The organism is Ruegeria sp. CK2 (assembly GCF_056536585.1).
The window spans coordinates 96,907-115,320 of sequence record NZ_JBQFPW010000012.1 but is presented as its reverse complement, the minus strand read 5'-3'; the positions used below and the strand labels follow the sequence as shown (position 1 = coordinate 115,320).

Here is an 18,414-nt window from a genome sequence, read left to right as displayed (position 1 = left end):
CGTAAATTCGACGTGTAAAAGATTCGACCCACTACATGTTGTGGGTGTATCAGGTTTAACCCCTAAAATGCGAACGGGGTCGCCTTGGCGTCCCCGTTAGGTTGAGTGTCCACAGATTCGTCCCCAAGAATCAGACCCAGGGGCGGGCCTGGCTTGCGTGATCTTCGAATTTGTCGATGTGGTGATCTTTTTCCATCGTCAGCCCGATATCGTCCAGACCATGGATCAGGCAATGCTTGCGATGGGGGTCGATATCAAATTCGATCACGATGCCATCCGAAGTGGTGATCTGCTGATCCTCGAGATGCACGGTCATACGAGCGTTTTCACCCTTATGAGCGTCATCCATCAAAACAGCGTGGTGTTCCTCTTCAACCACGATCGGCAGGATGCCGTTCTTGAAGCAATTGTTGAAGAAGATGTCGGCGAAGCTGGTCGAGATCACAACCTTGATGCCGAAATCCTTTATGGCCCAAGGCGCGTGTTCACGCGATGAGCCGCAGCCGAAATTGTCACCAGCCACCAGAATCTCGGTGTTGCGATAGGCGGGCTTGTTCAGAACGAACTCTTCATTCTCGCCGCCATGATCGTGATAGCGCATTTCGTCAAACAGCACGACGCCGAGGCCCGACCGCTTGATGGTTTTCAGGTGCACCTTCGGAATGATCATATCGGTATCGATATTGATCAATGGCATTGGGGCGGCCACCCCGTGGACTTTGTCAAACTTTTCCATGTTCACACTCCTGCGGGAGAGGGCCGCGCCCGTGCCCCGCGTTTAAGCTTCTTTCGCGTCAGTTGTATCGGTTTTGGGTGCGTTCTTGACGAAGAACGCCATGAAGACCAATCCAAACCCATTGAACAGCATCTCGATGCCCAGCAGAATTCCCAGCAGTTGCAAAAGCACGCCTGGCTCTGCAGCGGCATAAGACCAGATGATGCCGGCGAGGATGATCGACAGGATGCCCGATATCAGCGTGGGCCAGAAAAACTGTGTTCCACGCATCTGAAAGGATAAAAAGACCCGAGCGATCCCACCTGCCAAGAACAGGATCAGGCAGACGGTCGCAAGTGTCAGCGTGCCCTGCAGGGGATGATCAAGAAATGACCAACCCAAAAACAGCATGACCACACCCATGACAAGAGACAGGATCTTGTTGCCGGTTCCTTCAACCGTGAACCCGCCAACAACCTGCAGCGCGCCGCAGATCAGCAACAGCACACCCGTCACCACTGTTACGGCAACAGACGCCACAACAGGTGCGCCGAGCACGAATACGCCAAAGGCAATCGATAAAAGCCCCAGCAGCAGCCATTTGACCCAATCACTCATGTCCTCAATCCCTTATAAGTTGATTTATGTGGGCAGCTTACATCAACTCTCGGACATCTGTCAGCCGTCCTGTGATTGCCGCGGCGGCGGCCATTGCGGGGCTCAGCAGGTGGGTACGTCCGCCGCGTCCTTGACGACCTTCGAAGTTGCGGTTCGAGGTTGCGGCACAGCGCTCACCCGGTTGCAATTGATCAGGGTTCATTGCGAGACACATCGAGCATCCGGCCAGGCGCCATTCGAACCCGGCCTCTTTGAAGATCTCGGCAAGACCTTCTTCTTCGGCCTGCGCCCGAACTAGGCCAGACCCCGGTACAATCATTGCACGCAAGCCCTCTTTCACCTTTTTACCCTTCAGAATCTCGGCTGCGGCGCGCAGGTCTTCGATCCGACCGTTGGTGCAAGACCCGATAAAGACCGTGTCGATTTCCACATCGCTGAGTTTTTGGCCGGCTGTCAGGCCCATATATTCGATTGAACGACGGGCCGCTTCGACTTTGCCGCCTTCGAAGTCATCGGGGCTCGGCACAGTTGCGGTGATTGGCAGAACATCCTCGGGGCTGGTGCCCCAGGTGACGACGGGCGCGATGTCTTCACCGCGCAGGGTGATGACCTTGTCGAAATGCGCGTCTTCGTCAGTGAAGAGCGTTTTCCACCAGTTCAATGCGGCTTCCCACTGAGCCCCTTTCGGTGCGTGTGGGCGGCCTTTGACGTATTCGAACGTGGTTTCATCCGGGGCAATCAAACCCGCACGGGCGCCGCCTTCAATGGCCATGTTGCAGACAGTCATGCGGCCTTCCATCGACAGATCACGGATCGCTTCACCGCAATATTCGATGACATAGCCCGTACCACCAGCAGTGCCGGTTTCACCGATCACGGCCAAAGTAATGTCTTTTGCGGTCACACCGGGCTGCAATTTTCCGGTGACCTCGACCTTCATGTTCTTTGATTTTTTCTGGATCAGGGTCTGCGTGGCCAGAACGTGTTCAACTTCGGACGTCCCGATACCATGCGCCAGCGCGCCAAACGCGCCGTGGGTGGCGGTGTGGCTGTCGCCGCAGACAACGGTCATACCCGGCAAAGTCCAACCCTGTTCAGGACCGACGATGTGAACAATGCCCTGGCGGACGTCATGCACCGGATAGTAGTGAATACCGAAGTCCTTGGCGTTCTTGTCCAGCGCTTCGACCTGAATGCGTGATTCCGGGTTTTCGATCCCATTCACGCGGTCCGGCGTGGTTGGTACGTTGTGATCCGGTACGGCGATGGTTTTCTCCGGCGCACGGACTGGTCGACCGGCCATACGCAGCCCTTCGAAGGCTTGCGGGCTGGTGACTTCGTGCACCAGATGGCGGTCGATATACAGCAAACAGGTTCCATCATCGGCTTCGTGCGCGACATGGGAATTCCAGATCTTGTCATAGAGTGTTTTGGGGGACATCGGTCCTCTCCCGTAGATAATGAGAAATAGCTGGCGAGTGGCTGGGTGCCGCCTATAGGCGGGCCAGAATCGTGCGGGCGGCCCCAAAGAACCGTTCACGCAGGCGCGTGCGGTCTTGCAACGTCGGAGCTGGGGCCAAAAAGACTCTCATGCGCACCAGATATATCGGGCTTCCGCGTCAATCAAGGTTCAATCCCTATTCCGCTTGCGCCCATGGCTTTGGGTTGCATCGCACGCCAGCCTTGTCCAAGCTGCTTAGCAGGAGACGTGCATGAACCAGGATCTGCTACCGGACTCGATTTCGGACCTCTACGCCAACATGACGGCTGCCTTTTTTTCGCAATTCCAAAACCTGATCGAACTGGTCGTCACGCCGGGCTGGCGACAGTATCAAATCATCATCATCGTGTTTCTTTGGATGCTGGCCTTCTGCCTGAAGCTGATGACCCAGAGCAGGTGGGAGGAGTGGGCGCGGTCGCGTACAGGTTGGCCCAAATGGCGCTTACGTATTCTGGTTCAGCTGATGCGCCGCCTAACGCTGGTGTATTTCGTGATCCTGTCCTGGGGTCTGTACCTGATAATGCAGCAGGTCACGTGGCCGTCGCGCAGCTATTTGATCGGGGTGTTTGCCACGCTGGCCGTGGCGTGGCTCGTTATTGCGCTACTGGCCCGACTGGTACGTAATCGGACGATCAGGCGGATTTTCAAATGGTCCATGTGGATTTATGCGACGCTGGTCGCGTTGGGGCTGACCGACGATGTCGCTGATTTTCTGGATGGCGTGGCCGTCTCGATTGGTGATCTGAACATCACGGCGTTAGGTATACTCAAGGCTGTTTTGCTGATCGGGGTTCTGCTGACACTTGCCCGCATCGGGGCCGGTGCGGCCGAGCGGGGCCTGAAAAGCAACGACGATATCTCACCTTCCATGCAGGTGTTGCTGGCCAAAGGCATCCAGGTGCTGCTGTTTGGAGCCGTTTTCATGGCGGCAATCCGAACGCTTGGTTTTGACCTGACCGGCATTGCACTTTTGTCCGGTGCGATTGGTGTCGGTATTGGTTTTGGGCTGCAAAAAGTGGTGTCCAACCTGATTTCAGGCATCATTATTTTGATGGACCGCTCGATTAAGCCGGGCGATGTGATCTCGCTTGGGGATACATTTGGTTGGATCAATGCGCTGGGCGCGCGCTATGTCTCGGTCGTGACCCGCGACGGGCGCGAGTACCTGATCCCGAACGAAGACCTAATCACCAATCAAGTTGTGAACTGGTCACATTCGGACCGTTTCGTGCGGTTGGATCTGGATTTCGGAACAAGCTACGGGGACGATCCCCACAAGGTCCGTGCAGCGGCCATTCGGTCGGTCAAAACCGTCAACCGTGTGCTCAGCGGCGGCAAGCACGAACCCGTCTGCCACATCACTGGGTTTGGCAATAGCAGCGTCGATTATGTTCTGCGGTTCTGGATTAGTGATCCGACCAAGGGGCTGACCAATATCCGGGGCAATATCTATCTGGCGTTATGGGATGCCTTCCAATCCGAGAACATTTCGATTCCCTTCCCACAGCGTGAGGTTCGGCTGCTTGGTGGCGAATCTGACGACGCAGACGGGCAACAACTCGCTAAAGAATGATCCGTCATGTCTGGGCCTCGGCGGCCCTTCATTGAAATGTTGCAATCCGCTTGTTACCTTATATGTACCCCTGCGCCGGGGATTTGTCGGCGCGCAGCAAAGGAGGACTATGTCCTGTCTCTACATACTCAGGCGGGTTTGCCCGCCGATGATGGGGCCAAAATGATGGCCCACTCTCAGTCAATCAGCGACAAGCTGCTTGAACGTATCCTTTCCTCACTTTCCGATGACAAGGCCGAAGACGTCATGCAGATCAACCTGCAAGGCAAGTCCTCGGTTGCGGATCACATGGTGATTGCTTCGGGTCGGTCGACCCGTCAGGTCTCGGCCATGGCGGAAAAGCTGACGGATCGCATCAAGCAGGAATTCGGTTTCACCTCGAAGGTCGAAGGCAAGGATGCCGGCGACTGGGTGTTGATCGATACGGGCGACGTGATCGTCCATATCTTCCGCCCCGAAGTGCGCGAATTCTACCAGCTGGAAAAGATGTGGCTGCCTCAGGGCGGCAGCGCCTCAGCCAACTGAGGCGCCATCCCGGCCTGCATTAACAGGCCGGCGGCGAGAGAAATATGCGTATAAGCATTTGTGCGGTCGGGCGATTGCGTGCCGGACCGGAGAAGACCCTGCTTGACGACTATCTGACCCGATTTGACCGGACCGGCCGCGCGCTGGGCCTTGGGCCTGCGTCGGTGGTTGAGGTTGAGGACAAGAAAAACGCGGGCATGGGTGCCGAAGCGGCGCTGCTGCGCAAAGCGGTGCCCAAAGGCGCGGTGATCTGTACTCTGGATGAACGCGGGCGCGTGATGTCTTCGCCTGATTTCGCGCAGAAATTGGGCGGCTGGCGCGATGCGGGGCGGCAGGATCTGGCCCTGGTCATCGGCGGTGCGGACGGCATCGACCCGTCGCTGCGCGCTGAGGCGGATTTTTCGATCTCATTCGGGTCGATGGTCTGGCCACACATGCTGGTCCGTGTGATGCTGGCCGAGCAACTTTATAGGGCCGCGACCATACTTGCTGGCGGGCCGTATCACCGGGTCTGACATGGCGCAGCTTCTGATCGTCTACCACTCACGCACCGGCGGCAGTCGGCAAATGGCCGAGGCGGCCGCCGATGCTGCGCGGGACGACGCAGAAACCATTCTGAAAACCGCCGATCTGGCGTGCGCGGATGATCTTTTGAAAGCAGATGGCTATGTCTTTTGCGCACCTGAAAATCTGGCGGCGATTTCAGGTGTGATGAAGGACTTCTTTGACCGGAGCTATTACCCTGTGCTGGGCCGCATCGAAGGGCGACCCTATGCGCTGATGGTATGCGCCGGATCCGATGGCGAAAACGCAGCCCGTCAAATGGCGCGGATCGCAACTGGTTGGCGCTTGAAAGAGGTGCAATCGCCATTGATCATCTGCACCCACGCTCAATCACCAGAGTCGATTCTGGCCGAAAAGACCATCCCGGAAAACCAACTGAGTTCCTGTCGCGAGATCGGGGCCGCCATGGCCGCTGGTCTTAGCCTTGGGATCTTTTGAAGCTCAGTTCAACATGACAAGCGTCGTTTCGGTATCCCAGCCGTCGACATTGCACCGCGCTTGAATTTGAACCTGCGTAACGCCTTCCGGAATAACTACGCCGCTTAGCGATCGGGTAAACGGCTGCTCATTCTCATGCGGGTGATGCAGCACTCGCATGCCCAGCTCCGTGCCGTTCATGTCAAGAACCCGCCAGCCATCTGCATAGTGATCCCACCCAGTGTCGGGGTGCCTGATCGTCACGTCGAAGCGCCATGTCTCGCCACTTTGGCTGGCCGAGACGTTCTCGATAACCGACGGGTCGGCAAAAGCGGGCGCAGCCAGAACGGCGCTGAGAATCAAATATCGCATGGGCTGACCATACTGTTTGGTGAATGGCATGGGAATCACGACTCGGTGTTTGGGAGCAGAGTCAAAAGAACTGACCGGGAATGCGATGCAAATTCCCGCCGGTACAAAACACCGACGGTAATAGCGGTGCCCAGAATCAGCGCGATGGGTCCCAATATCCAGGCCAAGGTGGCCAGCGCAAAATAGGTCGCGCGTAGTGCGCGGTTGAAGCTGCGGGCGGCGGTCACGCAGATTTCGGCGGCCTGTGCGGCACGGGGATAGGCCTGCGGATCTTCGGGGTCATTTGGAACTGCGGCCATCAACACAGCGCAATACCCGAACAACCGATGCGCCCAGACGTATTTCAGGAACGCGTTGGCCAAAAGCAGGATCACGGCCAGTATCTTGATTTCCCATACCAGGGCTGGCGCGCTGCCAATGGCCAGGTCGCTGGCAACCCCGGCCAACCGTTCGGTGTTCCCCAGCAAGGCAAGGCCGCCGCCAATGGCGATCATGGTTGTCGAGGCAAAAAACGTGCTGCCCTGACGCATCGCCGCGACGACCTGCGCGTCGAACATCCTGGGCTGACGGGTGACCATCTCGCGCATCCAATTGCGGCGAAAGTCATCCATCATCATCGACACGGATTGCTTGTTCGGCGACGGGTGTTCGATCTTCCAGCCAATCCATTGCCATGCGCCGATCAGCAACAAAACGGCGGCATAGTCCAGCGACGAAAACAACAGGGCGCGGTCGATCCAGGTCATGCCCGCGACAGTACGTCCGGATATCAGAACTTGCCAGATGGAGAAATTGGTAATATTATTTTACCAAACGGAGGATCAGCGATGGAAATGCCCCGGCCAAATCCCGATGTGCTTGCCCGAAAGCAAAACGTGCTTGCGCGGTTGCAGCAGGTCTTGCCAGCGGATGCCGTCATTTATGATCCGGCGGAAACACGGGCGTATGAATGCGACGCGCTGACAGCGTATAGATGCCCGCCAATGCTAGCGGTTCTGCCGTCCACCACGCAGGAAGTCTCGGATGTCTTGCGCATCTGCCATGACGAGGGCGTGCCGGTTGTACCTCGCGGCTCGGGCACATCATTGGCGGGCGGTGCCCTTCCAACCGCCGATTGCGTGATTCTGGGCATTGCGCGGATGAACGACGTGCTCGAGACCGATTATGATAACCGGTTCATACGGGTTCAGACGGGGCGCACCAATCTGAGTGTGACCGGCGCGGTCGAAGAAGAAGACTTCTTCTACGCTCCTGATCCATCCTCACAGTTGGCCTGTGCCATTGCGGGTAACATCGCGATGAATTCGGGCGGGGCGCATTGTCTGAAATACGGGGTCACGACCAATAACCTGTTGGGCGTCAAGATGGTCATGATGGATGGCTGTGTGGTCGAGATCGGCGGAGCCCATCTGGATTCAGGCGGTCTGGACCTGCTTGGTGTGATCTGCGGATCCGAAGGGCAGTTGGGCGTCGTGACCGAGGCAACGCTGCGTATTCTGCGCAAGCCCGAGGGCGCGCGGCCCGTCCTGATGGGCTTTGATGACAATGAGGTGGCGGGGCAGTGCGTGTCCGACATCATCAAATCCGGCATTTTGCCTGTGGCGATCGAATTCATGGATACGCTGTGTATCAAGGCGTGCGAGAACTTTGCACATGCTGGATATCCGGATTGCACCGCGCTTTTGATCGTAGAGGTCGAAGGTTCGGACGCCGAGATCGAGTACCAGCTGTCGAAAATCATCGAGATTGCTAAACGCCACAATCCGGTCGAACTGCGCGAAAGCCAATCGGCTGAGGAAAGTGCAAAAATCTGGCTGGGGCGTAAATCGGCCTTTGGTGCCATGGGTCAGATGAATGACTATATGTGTCTGGATGGCACAATCCCGGTCTCATCCTTGCCCGAAGTGCTGCGCCGGATCGGAGAAATGAGCGAGGAATACGGCTTGCCGGTCGGTAACGTTTTTCATGCGGGTGACGGCAACATGCACCCGCTGATCCTGTTTGATGCCAACAAACCCGGTGATCTTGAGAAATGTGAGGCGTTCGGTGCTGAAATCCTGAAGCTGTGTGTGGATGTTGGCGGCTGTCTAACAGGTGAACATGGCGTTGGGATCGAGAAGCGGGATCTGATGTCACATCAATATACGCCGCAAGATCTTGAGGCGCAGATGGCTGTCAAAGACGTCTTCGATCCGCGTTGGCTACTGAACCCGGCCAAGGTGTTTCCGCTGGACGTGTCCGAGCAGCGTCGTTCCGTGCCTATAGCCGCAGAATAGAGGGGCTATGCCCCCGGCCGCGCTACGCGCGCCTCCCCCAGAGTATTTTTGAAAAGATGAAGCACCATGAAACCTGAAACCGAGGCCGATCTGGCCAATATTGTGGCCGATCTCAATCAGCCGGTCCGAATAGTAGGGGGAGGTACGCGAGGTATCATCGGATCCGAACAAGTACTGAGCATTGCGGGTTTGAGTGGAGTATCACTGTATGAACCTGGCGCGTTAACGTTGGTAGCGAAGGCTGGAACACCGGTTTCTGAGATTGAGGCTGTACTTGCTGCTGAAGGGCAGCAATTGGCGTTTGAGCCGATGGATCATCGTGGCCTGATGGGGACGGACGGCGATCCGACCATTGGTGGTGTGGTTGCCGCGAATGTCTCGGGTCCGCGCCGCATTCAGGCCGGGGCATGCCGCGACTATCTGTTGGGCGTGCGTTATGTCGACGGGCTTGGGCAAGTCATCAAGAACGGTGGCCGGGTGATGAAGAATGTCACTGGCTATGATCTGGTCAAATTGATGGCTGGGTCCTGGGGGACCTTGGGAGTGCTGTCCGAAGTGTCGTTGAAGGTTTTGCCGAAATCAGAGTCGATTGCCGCGTTGGCCGTTCAGGTTGGGAGTGTTGATCAGGCTGTTCAGACCCTATCTGCAGCACTGAAGTCCCCGTTTGAGGTCAGCGGCGCGGCATATGATCCGGCAGCAGGGCACGTGCTGTTGCGGCTTGAAGGCTTTGAAGATTCGGTTGCGTACCGGGTTGACCGGTTGAAAACCGAATTGGCTGGGTTTGGCGAAATTTCAGAGATCGAAGACGGCGAAACGCTTTGGCGTTCCGTGCGCGATGTCAGCATGTTCAGCGAAGTCGAAGGTGATGTCTGGCGCATCTCGGTCAAACCGGGTGCGGCTTCTGAAATCGCGGCAAGGTTAGAGGCCGAAAAGTTGTTGTTGGATTGGGGCGGCGGATTGATCTGGGCATTGGTTCCTGAAGGCTCGGATGTTCGCACGCGATTGGGTGCGTTTGAGGGTCACGCGTCACTGGTGCGGGCGGATGCCGAAACGGTTCAGGCCTCGGGCCGATTTCAGCCTGAAGCTGCGGGCGTTGCTGCGTTGTCGCAAGGACTGCGGCAACGGTTCGATCCCAATGGGATCTTCAATCCGGGTCTGATGGGGTAGGCGGATGCAAACTACTTTTTCGGACAAACAGTTGCAGGATCCAGCGATCCAGCGATCGAACGAAATCCTGCGAAGCTGTGTACATTGCGGGTTTTGTACCGCGACCTGCCCGACCTATCAGGTTCTTGGGGATGAACTGGATAGCCCAAGGGGGCGTATCTATCTGATCAAGGACATGCTTGAGAATGAGCGTGTGCCGGATGAGAAAACCGTCAAACATATCGACCGATGCCTGTCCTGTCTGGCGTGCATGACAACCTGTCCGTCGGGCGTGCATTACATGCATCTGGTCGATCACGCGCGGGAATATATCGAGGACAACTACAAGCGACCATTCTCGGACCGCGTACTAAGATGGATTCTGGCGCAGATCTTGCCTTATCCAATGCGGTTTCGGTGGGCTTTGATCGGGGCCAAACTGGGCCGCCCCTTCCGGTTCCTGATGCCTGATGCACGATTGCGCGCAATGTTGGAAATGGCGCCCAAGCATATTCCACCGGTCAGTCGGAACGATGACCCACAAAGCTTTGCACCCAAGGGTCCACGCAAAAAACGCGTCGCGCTTATGACCGGGTGCGCACAAAAGGCACTGAACACGGATATCAACGATGCCACGATCCGGCTTTTGACCCGTCTGGGGTGCGAAGTTGTGGTGGCCGAGGGGGCGGGATGCTGCGGGGCCCTTACCCATCACATGGGTAAAAGTCGGGAAAGCCACACAGCGGCGGCGGCCAACATTAGGTCCTGGACGCGCGAGATGGACAGTGACGGCTTGGATGCCATCGTCATCAACACCTCGGGCTGCGGGACAACGGTCAAGGATTACGGGCATATGTTCCGCAATGACGTTCTGGCGGAAGATGCGCAGCGAGTATCGGCAGTCGCGATGGATATCAGCGAATTGCTGATGCAACTGGATTTGCCAACTGCGGATGACACGGGATTGACCGTTGCCTATCACGCGGCCTGTTCGCTGCAGCATGGCCAGAAGATCAAGACTTACCCAAAGGATCTGCTGAAACGCGCGGGGTTCACTGTTGTGGAACCGGCGGACAGCCATCTGTGTTGCGGCAGTGCGGGGACCTATAACCTGATGCAGCCCGAGATTTCGGCGCAGCTGAAACAGCGCAAGGTCCGAACGCTGGAAGCAAAAAAACCGGATGTCATCGCGGCGGGCAATATTGGATGCATGATGCAGATCGGGTCTGGCACCAGCATCCCGATCGTGCATACGGTCGAGCTGCTGGATTGGGTCACTGGCGGCCCTGAACCACACGGTCTGAGGCACGGCGACGGTGTCGATCTAAATGTGCCAATCCTGCGATAGCAGTTTGCTGATGCAGACCAGCATCAGTTGCGCCTGAAAACTGGGCGCAACACCACCGCCCTATTTTCGCCCAACGCGGCACATAAGACACTTACCTCGGGGTATTTGCCGGAGAACCGCGTGCGGAACTGGATCATGGCCATCGCGATCAGTGTGCTGCCTATCGCGGCCACGGCGCAGGATTCCGGGCTAAAAAGCCTGGAGACATCTGATTCCGGACGGGATTGGATGGCTGTGGGGCGTTTGGATATCGCGGGTGGCGGGTTTTGCACCGGAACACTGGTATCGCCCGACCTTGTGCTGACAGCCGCGCATTGCTTGTTTGACAAGGCAACCGGTAAGCGGGTCAATCCGGCGGATATCGAGTTTCTTGCGGGCTGGCGTCTGGGGCGTGCACTGGCATATCGAACGGCGCGTCAGGCGGTTGTTCATCCAGATTATAAGTATAGCGCAATAGCCTCTAAAGACCGCGTTCGTGCGGATATTGCGCTGATAGAGCTTTGGCAGCCGATCAGAAGTACATCCGTTGTTCCGTTTGAAACAGGCGTTCAACCCACCCGGGGTGAAGACGTGGGTGTCGTATCCTATGCGCAGGACCGGGCCGAGGCGCCCTCTCTTCAGCAGGTCTGCTCGGTCATGAACCGCAATTCGGGGATTCTGGTGATGTCCTGTGACGTGAATTTCGGCTCATCCGGTGCCCCGGTTTTTTCGTTCTCTGAAACACGTCCTCAGATCGTGTCGGTCGTGGCAGCCAAGGCCAGCATGGATGGCCAAAGCGTGGCGATCGCAACGTCCGTCGAAAACTCGCTGGAATTGCTGCGCGCCGAGCTTGATGCAGGTCGCGGCTATGGTTTGTCCGCGCCCAGAAATGACACTGGCAAGAATGTCGGCGCGAGGTTTATTCGGCCATGATCAGAAGTCTTTCAATCTCTTTGCTCTGCCTGTTGATGGCCGCGACCACCGGATATGCACAAAGCAGCAAGCGCAAATTGACCGATCGGGATGATCTGTATGGCTGGGAAGCGATTGGCCGACTGGACATTGGCACCGTTTCCTTTTGCACCGGTACATTGATCTCGCAGGATATTGTTCTGACCGCAGCCCACTGCGCTTTGGACAAGAAAACTGGCAAAGCCTATTTGCCGGGCGAGGTCACATTCCGGGCCGGGCTCAGCAATGGGGCGGCCCTGGCGGACCGCAAGGTTGTGCAAATTGCATCCCACCCCGGCTATGGCACCAATGACGTGTTATCGCCTAGCAGCATCCGGGTCGACGTCGCATTGATGCGATTGGAAGAACCGATCCCCTACTCGGTCGCGGATCCCTTTGCTCTGTACAGTGGACGCGTGTCTGGGAAAGAGATCAGCATCGCCTCGTACGGGCGGGGACGATCCGAGACGATCACGCGCGAGCGGTCCTGCCGCATGCTTGAACGCCGACAAGGTCTGATCACCTTTGATTGCGATGTCACTTTCGGTTCATCAGGCTCGGCCATTCTGGCCAAGAACGGCCCGCGTTGGCAGATTTTGTCGGTCGTCTCGGCGGTGGGGTTCCACCGTGGCAAGAAAATTGGTTTTGGAATGGAGCTGGCGGAAGTTGTAGCCGATCTCAAAACGATCTTGCGCCGCGATGCGCCGCAGCCAAAGCCCACAATCCGCAGGCTGCAGGTTGGTTCGGACAAGTCCAGTTCAGGGGCTAAATTCATCAGTTCCGGAGGGGGTTGAACTCGGCCAAATCGCTACCCATGTGAATTGTACCGGGCCGCCACATATGGGGTTCGGTACCAATCACCGCCCGTCCATTCGGAGGGCCTATTTCGTAAATCGCTCAAGAATGAGGATACGACACATGCGTAGTTTTGATTTTGCACCGCTGCACCGCGCCACCATTGGTTTCGACCAGATCGCAGACATGATGGACCGTGTACTGACCAATGACGTGGCTCAGCCTAGCTATCCACCCTACAACATCGAAAAAACCGATGCTGACACCTACCGGATTTCAGTAGCAGTCGCCGGATTTTCCGAAAATGACCTGTCGGTCGAAATGAAAGAGAATTCACTGCTCGTGGCCGGTAAGAAATCGACCGAGGAGAAAGAGCGCAGCTATTTGCACCGCGGCATCGCGACCCGCGCATTCGAGCGTCGCTTTGCTCTGGCCGATCATGTTCGTGTCACAGGTGCCAGCCATGAGAACGGCATGCTGAATATCGACCTGAAGCGGGAAGTGCCCGAAGCACTGAAACCGCGCCGGATCGAGATTTCTTCGGCCAATGCGATCGAGAAGAACGTCGTTGACGCCAAAGCCGTGAACTAAGGCTTATGAAAATCGCGCGGTAATCCTCTCCTCCCTTGGATTGTCGCAACACGCGCCCCGCGTTCCTCCAGACGCGGGGCGTTGTTTATGGCGAGAGATAGCGAAGTCGTTCAACTGTAATTCCGAGACGTTGGTACTTGAAATCTGAACGGTGACTATGTGGCGGCGTCAGTCTGGTTTTGGATGAAGCAGCCCCAGCCATCATACGACCCGTCAAGGCCTTCGGCCAATTGTTCTAACTCGAATGTAACCGGGTCAAGACTCCGTGGAGCGTCAACCCTTTGCACCAAGAGGTCGAACGACTTCTTAAGAATGCCCTGCGTTGTGGTCGTCACTTTGAACCCTTTCTGGGTCACAATACGCTCAAACTCTTTCGCCTGCTTACGGCTACGAAAAACGACTGAGTGATCAATCTCGCGCGGTATGCTCAAATCATCACCGTCGTCTTCCAGCCGAAAGTAGACGGCTCGATTTTTGATTTCATTCAATGCAATTGCGTTAGGGTATAGCTCCTCAAGATAGGTCTGCCACGCCGCATCTTCGAAGTTGAAAGTTGTTTTCGTGTAGGCGGGGAAAGACCTGTCAAGCGCAGAGACAACTGATTCTGCGGCAGTTTCCGATGAGCCATAAAAGTAGAACTTGCGTTTGCAATCTCCGGTTTGGCGAGCCACGTATTTGATTTGATCGGACTGACTTGCGAATATCAGGTCTTCGAGGTCCGAAAGTGTTTGGTATTCTTCCGCAGTTGTCATGCCGTGGTTTGGGTTGGGGTAATGCAACTCAACTTCGATACAATGAAACACGTTGAGTTTTGGTTCCGGTGCAGCATCAATGAGGGAGAGGTTCACCATCGTCGAAGATGGTTTTCCTTCGATTTCACAAGAATAGAAATCCCAGTGTTCTTTATGTGTGTCTGCAGACATTCTTGCCTCGTATTTTCATTCCATTGGTAGCGCCATCCATTTGATTTAAGAACCAAAGCTGGCCATAGGCAATCCCGCCGCTCAGAGGTCTGATCAGAAACTCTGACAAACTGTGTCAATTGGGAAAAAGCAAAACCTACAAGAAAGGCCCCATGCGTTGCGTGCACAGGGCCGGTTTCAGGGTGGCTTGCTTGGTTCAATTACCCGCCGTCACAGACCCAATCGACCAGAACATCGTCTCGCCCGAGGCGTCGTCGACTCCGTCATTGTCGGTCATCACGAACGCTTCGCCCGAAGACAGGATGGCGAGACCTTCGATCTTGTCCAAGACATAGCCACCCGTCGAAGTCAGGTCGGGCAGCAGGTCGCGGACCAGCTCCTTGCTGACCACGGGCAGTTCGCCGCCCAGCGGGGCAGGGGTCATTTCTGACAGCGGGATGCGATAGACCTTTTTAGTCACCGCCCTGTGGTCGTGTTGGTTGTCGCGTTCGATGACGTACACATGATCACCAAAGGCCACGATTTCCGACAGGCCGACCCAACCGGTTTCGGGATCGGCTTTTGGATAGTGCACTGCGCCCCATTCCTTGGTCTCAAGGTTATAGGCGACCAGCTTGACGTGGTTTTCGGGATCGTCCTTCCACTCACGTTGAACGGCCATCCACAGGGTGTCACCGACCTTGGTGATACCCTCAAAGCCGAAGCGTTTTTCAACGGCCATCAGTTCCTGTGGCAGGCCGATCTCGCCCTTGCGGTCCTTGATCAAGCCGTCCTGCGAGACGTGGTAGATCGCGTGCGGGATGACGCGGTCTGTTCGGCCTTCTGAGGCGACATAGAATCCGCCTTCACCGTCAAGCGTGATGCCTTCCAGATCTAGTTTCTGCGCCGCGTTGCCGTCCTGGCGGTGGATGCGGATGACGTCTACGATGCGGGCGGGCTGTTGGCTGGGGTCGATCTTGGAGATGGAGGGCTGGAAGCCGTAAAAGCTGTCATTTACGGCATAGATCATGCCGTCCTCGTCCGCGACCAGACCGGATAGCGCGCCCCATCCGATCAACTTATCCGCACCTTCGGAGGTCAGGTGCGGATAGGTGGCGGGCGCGTCCTGATACTCGTAAATCATGACGTGGGCCCGCGGGCCGCCATCTTCGATCAGGTCTTTTTCATTGGCCGAGATCAGCAGGTTACGCTCGGGGATCGCCACATAGCCTTCGGGACCAACGCCCGAGGGCAGCAGCTGCTTCAGAACCGGGCTGGCCGGGTCCGTGGCATCATAGACACCAACGACCGAGGCGCGTTCTGCTCCGACAAAGATCATCGGCGTGTCGCCGAAGGTGGCAGCTGTTACGCTTTCGGGTTCCACACCTTTGCTGTCGGACCGTTTGTCGGGGTAGTGGCCGATCTGAATGATGGCCTTTTCGAACTCGGTACCGTTTTCATAAACGACGCTGCCGTCCTTGCGGAAAATCGTCCATCCGCGTGAACCGCCCTTGTAGTCGCCTTCATTTGCGGTGGCGAAGTGGTTGTCGTCGATCCATTTGACCGCATCAGGTTCGCGCAGGCGTCCCTTCTGGCTTTCGGTGAAGATCAGCGCGCCGCGTTCGTCTGTGGCGTCAATGCCTTCCAGGTCAACGCTGCCAGCCGAGAAATGGTTGATTACGATGCCATCCTTGTCGACAACCGCGATGTGGTTGTTTTCTTGCAAGGTGATGACCGTTTCACCTAGGCCGTTGATGTCCACGAATTCAGGCTCAGGATCGGTGGGTGCAACTTCGGCCAGGCCGGTCAGGTTGGCCATTTTCATCGCCGCGCACTCCATGGCGCCGTCTTTTAGTGGGACCAGTGCCAGAGACCCGGCGGGCAACTGCGGGATGATCCCGTCATTCAGGTCTTCATCGCGCTCGTTCTCAATCGCAACGGCAACAAAGCTGCCATCAGGCGCAATGGCGACACTGTCGGGTTGGCCACCCAGATCACAGGCGCGGGTTTCCGCTTTGCTTGAAACATCGACCGAGATCAGCTTGCCGGAAGGCGCGGTGTAGCTTTCGGATGTGTTGACCCCGACAAACGCAGTTGTGCCGACGATCGCAACGGATGTCGGTTCACCACCCACATCCATTGCGCCGGCAGGGGCGGGATTGGCCGGGTCGGTGATATCGATCATGCCGATCGCACCCAGCGGGCTGTCGGTGTAAACCAGCGTCATGCCATCCACGGTGGCGGCGATGATCTCGGGTGAGGTTTCGCGGTTGGTGTCCGCGCCTTCGGCCATGTTCTTCACGACGGGGAAGGACGCAATTCTGTTGAAATTCATCTCTGCCATGGCCTGACCGGCGGTCAGGGCAAGGGCAGATGCCAGGCAAACAAAGCGCAATGACATCGGTTGGTATCCTCTCTCACTTGGATGAGAGTGGGATGGCCGTCGTTGATTGCAGATTTGTGACGCTTTGAATGCGCTTTTGTGACAAGCGCCGAAAAACTGGGGATGAATTCCGCGGCCCCCGTCCGGGCACCCAAAACAAGGGCCGCTTGTGATCAGACCGCCATGCAGATGTATTTCATCTCCAGGTAATCCTCCATCCCGTGATGGCTGCCTTCGCGTCCCAGACCAGACTGCTTTATGCCGCCGAACGGACCCAGTTCGGACGAGATGATGCCAGTGTTTACGCCGACGATACCGTATTCAAGCGCCTCGGCCACTTTGTAAACGCGGCTCAGATCTTTGGCATAGAAATAAGAGGCCAGGCCAAAGATCGTATCGTTGGCCATCGCGATTACATCATCCTCGTCTTCAAACTTGAACAACGGTGCCAGCGGGCCAAAGGTTTCTTCCTGAGCAACTTTCATATCTTGAGTAACCCCGGTGACGATGGTCGGCTGAAAGAAGGTGCCGCCCAGATCATGCGGCAGGCCGCCGGTCAGAACCTGACCACCATGAGCGGTGACATCCGCGATGTGATCCTGAACTTTGACGACCGCCTTTTCGTTGATCAGCGGACCAGTTGTGACGCCTTCGGACAGACCATCGCCAACAGACAGCGCTTCGGTCGCTGCTTTCAGCTTGGCGGCGAAAGCGTCATAGACACCAGCCTGTACGTAGATACGGTTGGCGCATACGCAAGTCTGACCGTTGTTGCGGAACTTGCACATCATTGCGCCCTCGACGGCCGCATCCAGATCAGCATCATCGAAAACAATGAACGGTGCATTTCCGCCCAGTTCCATCGAGCACTTCATGACCTGATCCGCAGCCTGCCGCAGCAGAATCCGCCCCACTTGGGTCGAGCCGGTAAAGGTCAGTTTGCGCACGCCCGGGTTTTCGCAGAATTCCTTACCGATTTCACTGGCGTTCACCGAAGGGACAACATTGAACACGCCTGCTGGAATGCCTGCACGGTCGGCCAGAACGGCCAGTGCCAATGCCGAAAGCGGGGTTTCTTCTGATGGGCGTGCAACAAAGGCGCACCCGGCGGCCAGCGCAGGCGCGGCCTTGCGCGTGATCATGGCGTTGGGGAAGTTCCATGGCGTGATCGAGGCCGCAACACCAATCGGCTGTTTCAAAACTGTGATCCGTTTGTCGCGCTGATGCCCGGGGATGGTTTCTCCGTAGACGCGCTTGGCCTGTTCGCCAAAGAACTCGATGAAAGAGGCGCCATAGCCGATCTCACCCACGGCTTCTGCCAACGGTTTGCCCTGTTCGGCGGTCAGGATTTTCCCCAGATCCTCGGCGCTGTCCATCATCAGGTCGAACCAGCGCCGCAGGATCACTGCGCGCTCTTTCCCGGTCAGTTTGGCCCATTCTTTCTGAGCGGCTTCGGCCTGGGCAATGGCGCCCGCAACCTGTGCGCGGCTCAGATCGGCAACCTCGGTCAAAACATCGCCGCGTGCCGGGTTTGTGACAGGAAAGCTCCCGTTGTCACCGTCCACCCACTGACCGCCGATATAGGCTTTGGTCGCTAGCAATTCGGGGTCTTTCAGGATCGATTTCAGATCGGTTGTTGCGTCCAGCATAGCTTGGCCTCCGGCAGGAAAAGAATTGGGTGCACACAATCAGGTGGGGCGGGTCTTGTCTAGGACCACTCCGCCTGTCGGATCAATCCAGATCGTATAAAATTCAGGC

Annotated in this window: 18 protein-coding genes; 10 read left to right on the top strand and 8 right to left on the bottom strand. The window is 56.8% G+C overall.

What is annotated here, in order from left to right:
* Positions 1 to 130 precede the first annotated feature (130 nt).
* The 3 genes from leuD to leuC are packed head-to-tail and all read right to left on the bottom strand — an operon-like array spanning position 131 to position 2,774.
* On the bottom strand, positions 131 to 736 hold the full coding sequence (leuD, locus tag ACR0BU_RS17580) for a 3-isopropylmalate dehydratase small subunit (protein WP_299082345.1): 606 nt from the start codon (positions 734 to 736) through the stop codon (positions 131 to 133).
* Between the two features lie 42 nt (positions 737 to 778).
* Complete coding sequence (locus tag ACR0BU_RS17575) at positions 779 to 1,333, bottom strand: HdeD family acid-resistance protein (protein WP_298936480.1); 555 nt, start codon at positions 1,331 to 1,333, stop codon at positions 779 to 781.
* A gap of 37 nt (positions 1,334 to 1,370) precedes the next feature.
* Entirely contained in the window at positions 1,371 to 2,774 is a 1,404-nt protein-coding gene (gene leuC, locus ACR0BU_RS17570) for a 3-isopropylmalate dehydratase large subunit (protein ID WP_480738247.1), read from the bottom strand.
* Between the two features lie 271 nt (positions 2,775 to 3,045).
* On the opposite strand from leuC, the gene ACR0BU_RS17565 reads away from it, so the two are divergent.
* The 4 genes from ACR0BU_RS17565 to ACR0BU_RS17550 all read left to right on the top strand — a co-directional run bounded on the left by ACR0BU_RS17565 (position 3,046) and on the right by ACR0BU_RS17550 (position 5,934).
* Positions 3,046 to 4,407, top strand: a complete 1,362-nt coding sequence (locus tag ACR0BU_RS17565) for a mechanosensitive ion channel family protein (protein ID WP_480738246.1) — start codon at positions 3,046 to 3,048, stop codon at positions 4,405 to 4,407.
* A 162-nt stretch (positions 4,408 to 4,569) separates the two neighbouring features.
* On the top strand, positions 4,570 to 4,932 hold the full coding sequence (gene rsfS, locus ACR0BU_RS17560; RefSeq protein WP_480738245.1) for a ribosome silencing factor: 363 nt from the start codon (positions 4,570 to 4,572) through the stop codon (positions 4,930 to 4,932).
* A 44-nt stretch (positions 4,933 to 4,976) separates the two neighbouring features.
* Positions 4,977 to 5,447, top strand: coding sequence for a 23S rRNA (pseudouridine(1915)-N(3))-methyltransferase RlmH (gene rlmH, locus ACR0BU_RS17555; RefSeq protein WP_298936476.1), 471 nt, complete (start codon positions 4,977 to 4,979; stop codon positions 5,445 to 5,447).
* A 1-nt stretch (position 5,448) separates the two neighbouring features.
* On the top strand, positions 5,449 to 5,934 hold the full coding sequence (locus ACR0BU_RS17550; RefSeq protein WP_299082336.1) for a flavodoxin family protein: 486 nt from the start codon (positions 5,449 to 5,451) through the stop codon (positions 5,932 to 5,934).
* 3 nt (positions 5,935 to 5,937) lie between these two features.
* Here the strand turns inward: ACR0BU_RS17550 and ACR0BU_RS17545 are convergent, their stop codons facing one another.
* A complete protein-coding gene (locus tag ACR0BU_RS17545; protein ID WP_298936530.1) occupies positions 5,938 to 6,285 on the bottom strand; it encodes a hypothetical protein in 348 nt (115 codons plus the stop codon).
* A 35-nt stretch (positions 6,286 to 6,320) separates the two neighbouring features.
* Positions 6,321 to 7,031, bottom strand: a complete 711-nt coding sequence (locus tag ACR0BU_RS17540; RefSeq protein ID WP_480738244.1) for a DUF599 domain-containing protein — start codon at positions 7,029 to 7,031, stop codon at positions 6,321 to 6,323.
* 81 nt (positions 7,032 to 7,112) lie between these two features.
* Here ACR0BU_RS17540 and ACR0BU_RS17535 point away from each other — a divergent pair, with 81 nt between their 5' ends.
* The 6 genes from ACR0BU_RS17535 to ACR0BU_RS17510 all read left to right on the top strand — a co-directional run bounded on the left by ACR0BU_RS17535 (position 7,113) and on the right by ACR0BU_RS17510 (position 13,371).
* Positions 7,113 to 8,561: an FAD-linked oxidase C-terminal domain-containing protein gene (locus ACR0BU_RS17535; RefSeq protein WP_480738243.1), complete on the top strand. Its 1,449-nt coding sequence runs from the start codon at positions 7,113 to 7,115 to the stop codon at positions 8,559 to 8,561.
* A gap of 66 nt (positions 8,562 to 8,627) precedes the next feature.
* Positions 8,628 to 9,728, top strand: a complete 1,101-nt coding sequence (locus ACR0BU_RS17530) for an FAD-binding protein (RefSeq protein ID WP_480738242.1) — start codon at positions 8,628 to 8,630, stop codon at positions 9,726 to 9,728.
* Positions 9,729 to 9,732: 4 nt separating this feature from the next.
* The gene (gene glcF, locus ACR0BU_RS17525; protein WP_480738241.1) at positions 9,733 to 11,055 is read left to right on the top strand and encodes a glycolate oxidase subunit GlcF; all 1,323 of its coding nucleotides are present in this window, start codon (positions 9,733 to 9,735) and stop codon (positions 11,053 to 11,055) included.
* 27 nt (positions 11,056 to 11,082) lie between these two features.
* Positions 11,083 to 11,967: a trypsin-like serine peptidase gene (locus tag ACR0BU_RS17520; protein ID WP_480738240.1), complete on the top strand. Its 885-nt coding sequence runs from the start codon at positions 11,083 to 11,085 to the stop codon at positions 11,965 to 11,967.
* A complete protein-coding gene (locus tag ACR0BU_RS17515) occupies positions 11,964 to 12,779 on the top strand; it encodes a trypsin-like serine peptidase (protein ID WP_480738239.1) in 816 nt (271 codons plus the stop codon). Before ACR0BU_RS17520 ends, ACR0BU_RS17515 begins: the two co-directional genes overlap by 4 nt.
* 124 nt (positions 12,780 to 12,903) lie before the next feature.
* The gene (locus tag ACR0BU_RS17510; protein WP_480738238.1) at positions 12,904 to 13,371 is read left to right on the top strand and encodes an Hsp20 family protein; all 468 of its coding nucleotides are present in this window, start codon (positions 12,904 to 12,906) and stop codon (positions 13,369 to 13,371) included.
* Positions 13,372 to 13,526: 155 nt separating this feature from the next.
* Here the strand turns inward: ACR0BU_RS17510 and ACR0BU_RS17505 are convergent, their stop codons facing one another.
* The 3 genes from ACR0BU_RS17505 to ACR0BU_RS17495 all read right to left on the bottom strand — a co-directional run bounded on the left by ACR0BU_RS17505 (position 13,527) and on the right by ACR0BU_RS17495 (position 18,305).
* Positions 13,527 to 14,294 carry a DUF695 domain-containing protein gene (locus ACR0BU_RS17505; RefSeq protein ID WP_480738237.1) on the bottom strand — a complete coding sequence of 256 codons (768 nt, stop codon included), beginning with the start codon at positions 14,292 to 14,294 and terminating at the stop codon, positions 13,527 to 13,529.
* A gap of 196 nt (positions 14,295 to 14,490) precedes the next feature.
* Positions 14,491 to 16,674, bottom strand: coding sequence for an esterase-like activity of phytase family protein (locus tag ACR0BU_RS17500; protein ID WP_480738236.1), 2,184 nt, complete (start codon positions 16,672 to 16,674; stop codon positions 14,491 to 14,493).
* A 155-nt stretch (positions 16,675 to 16,829) separates the two neighbouring features.
* Entirely contained in the window at positions 16,830 to 18,305 is a 1,476-nt protein-coding gene (locus tag ACR0BU_RS17495; protein WP_299888352.1) for an NAD-dependent succinate-semialdehyde dehydrogenase, read from the bottom strand.
* Positions 18,306 to 18,414 lie beyond the last annotated feature (109 nt).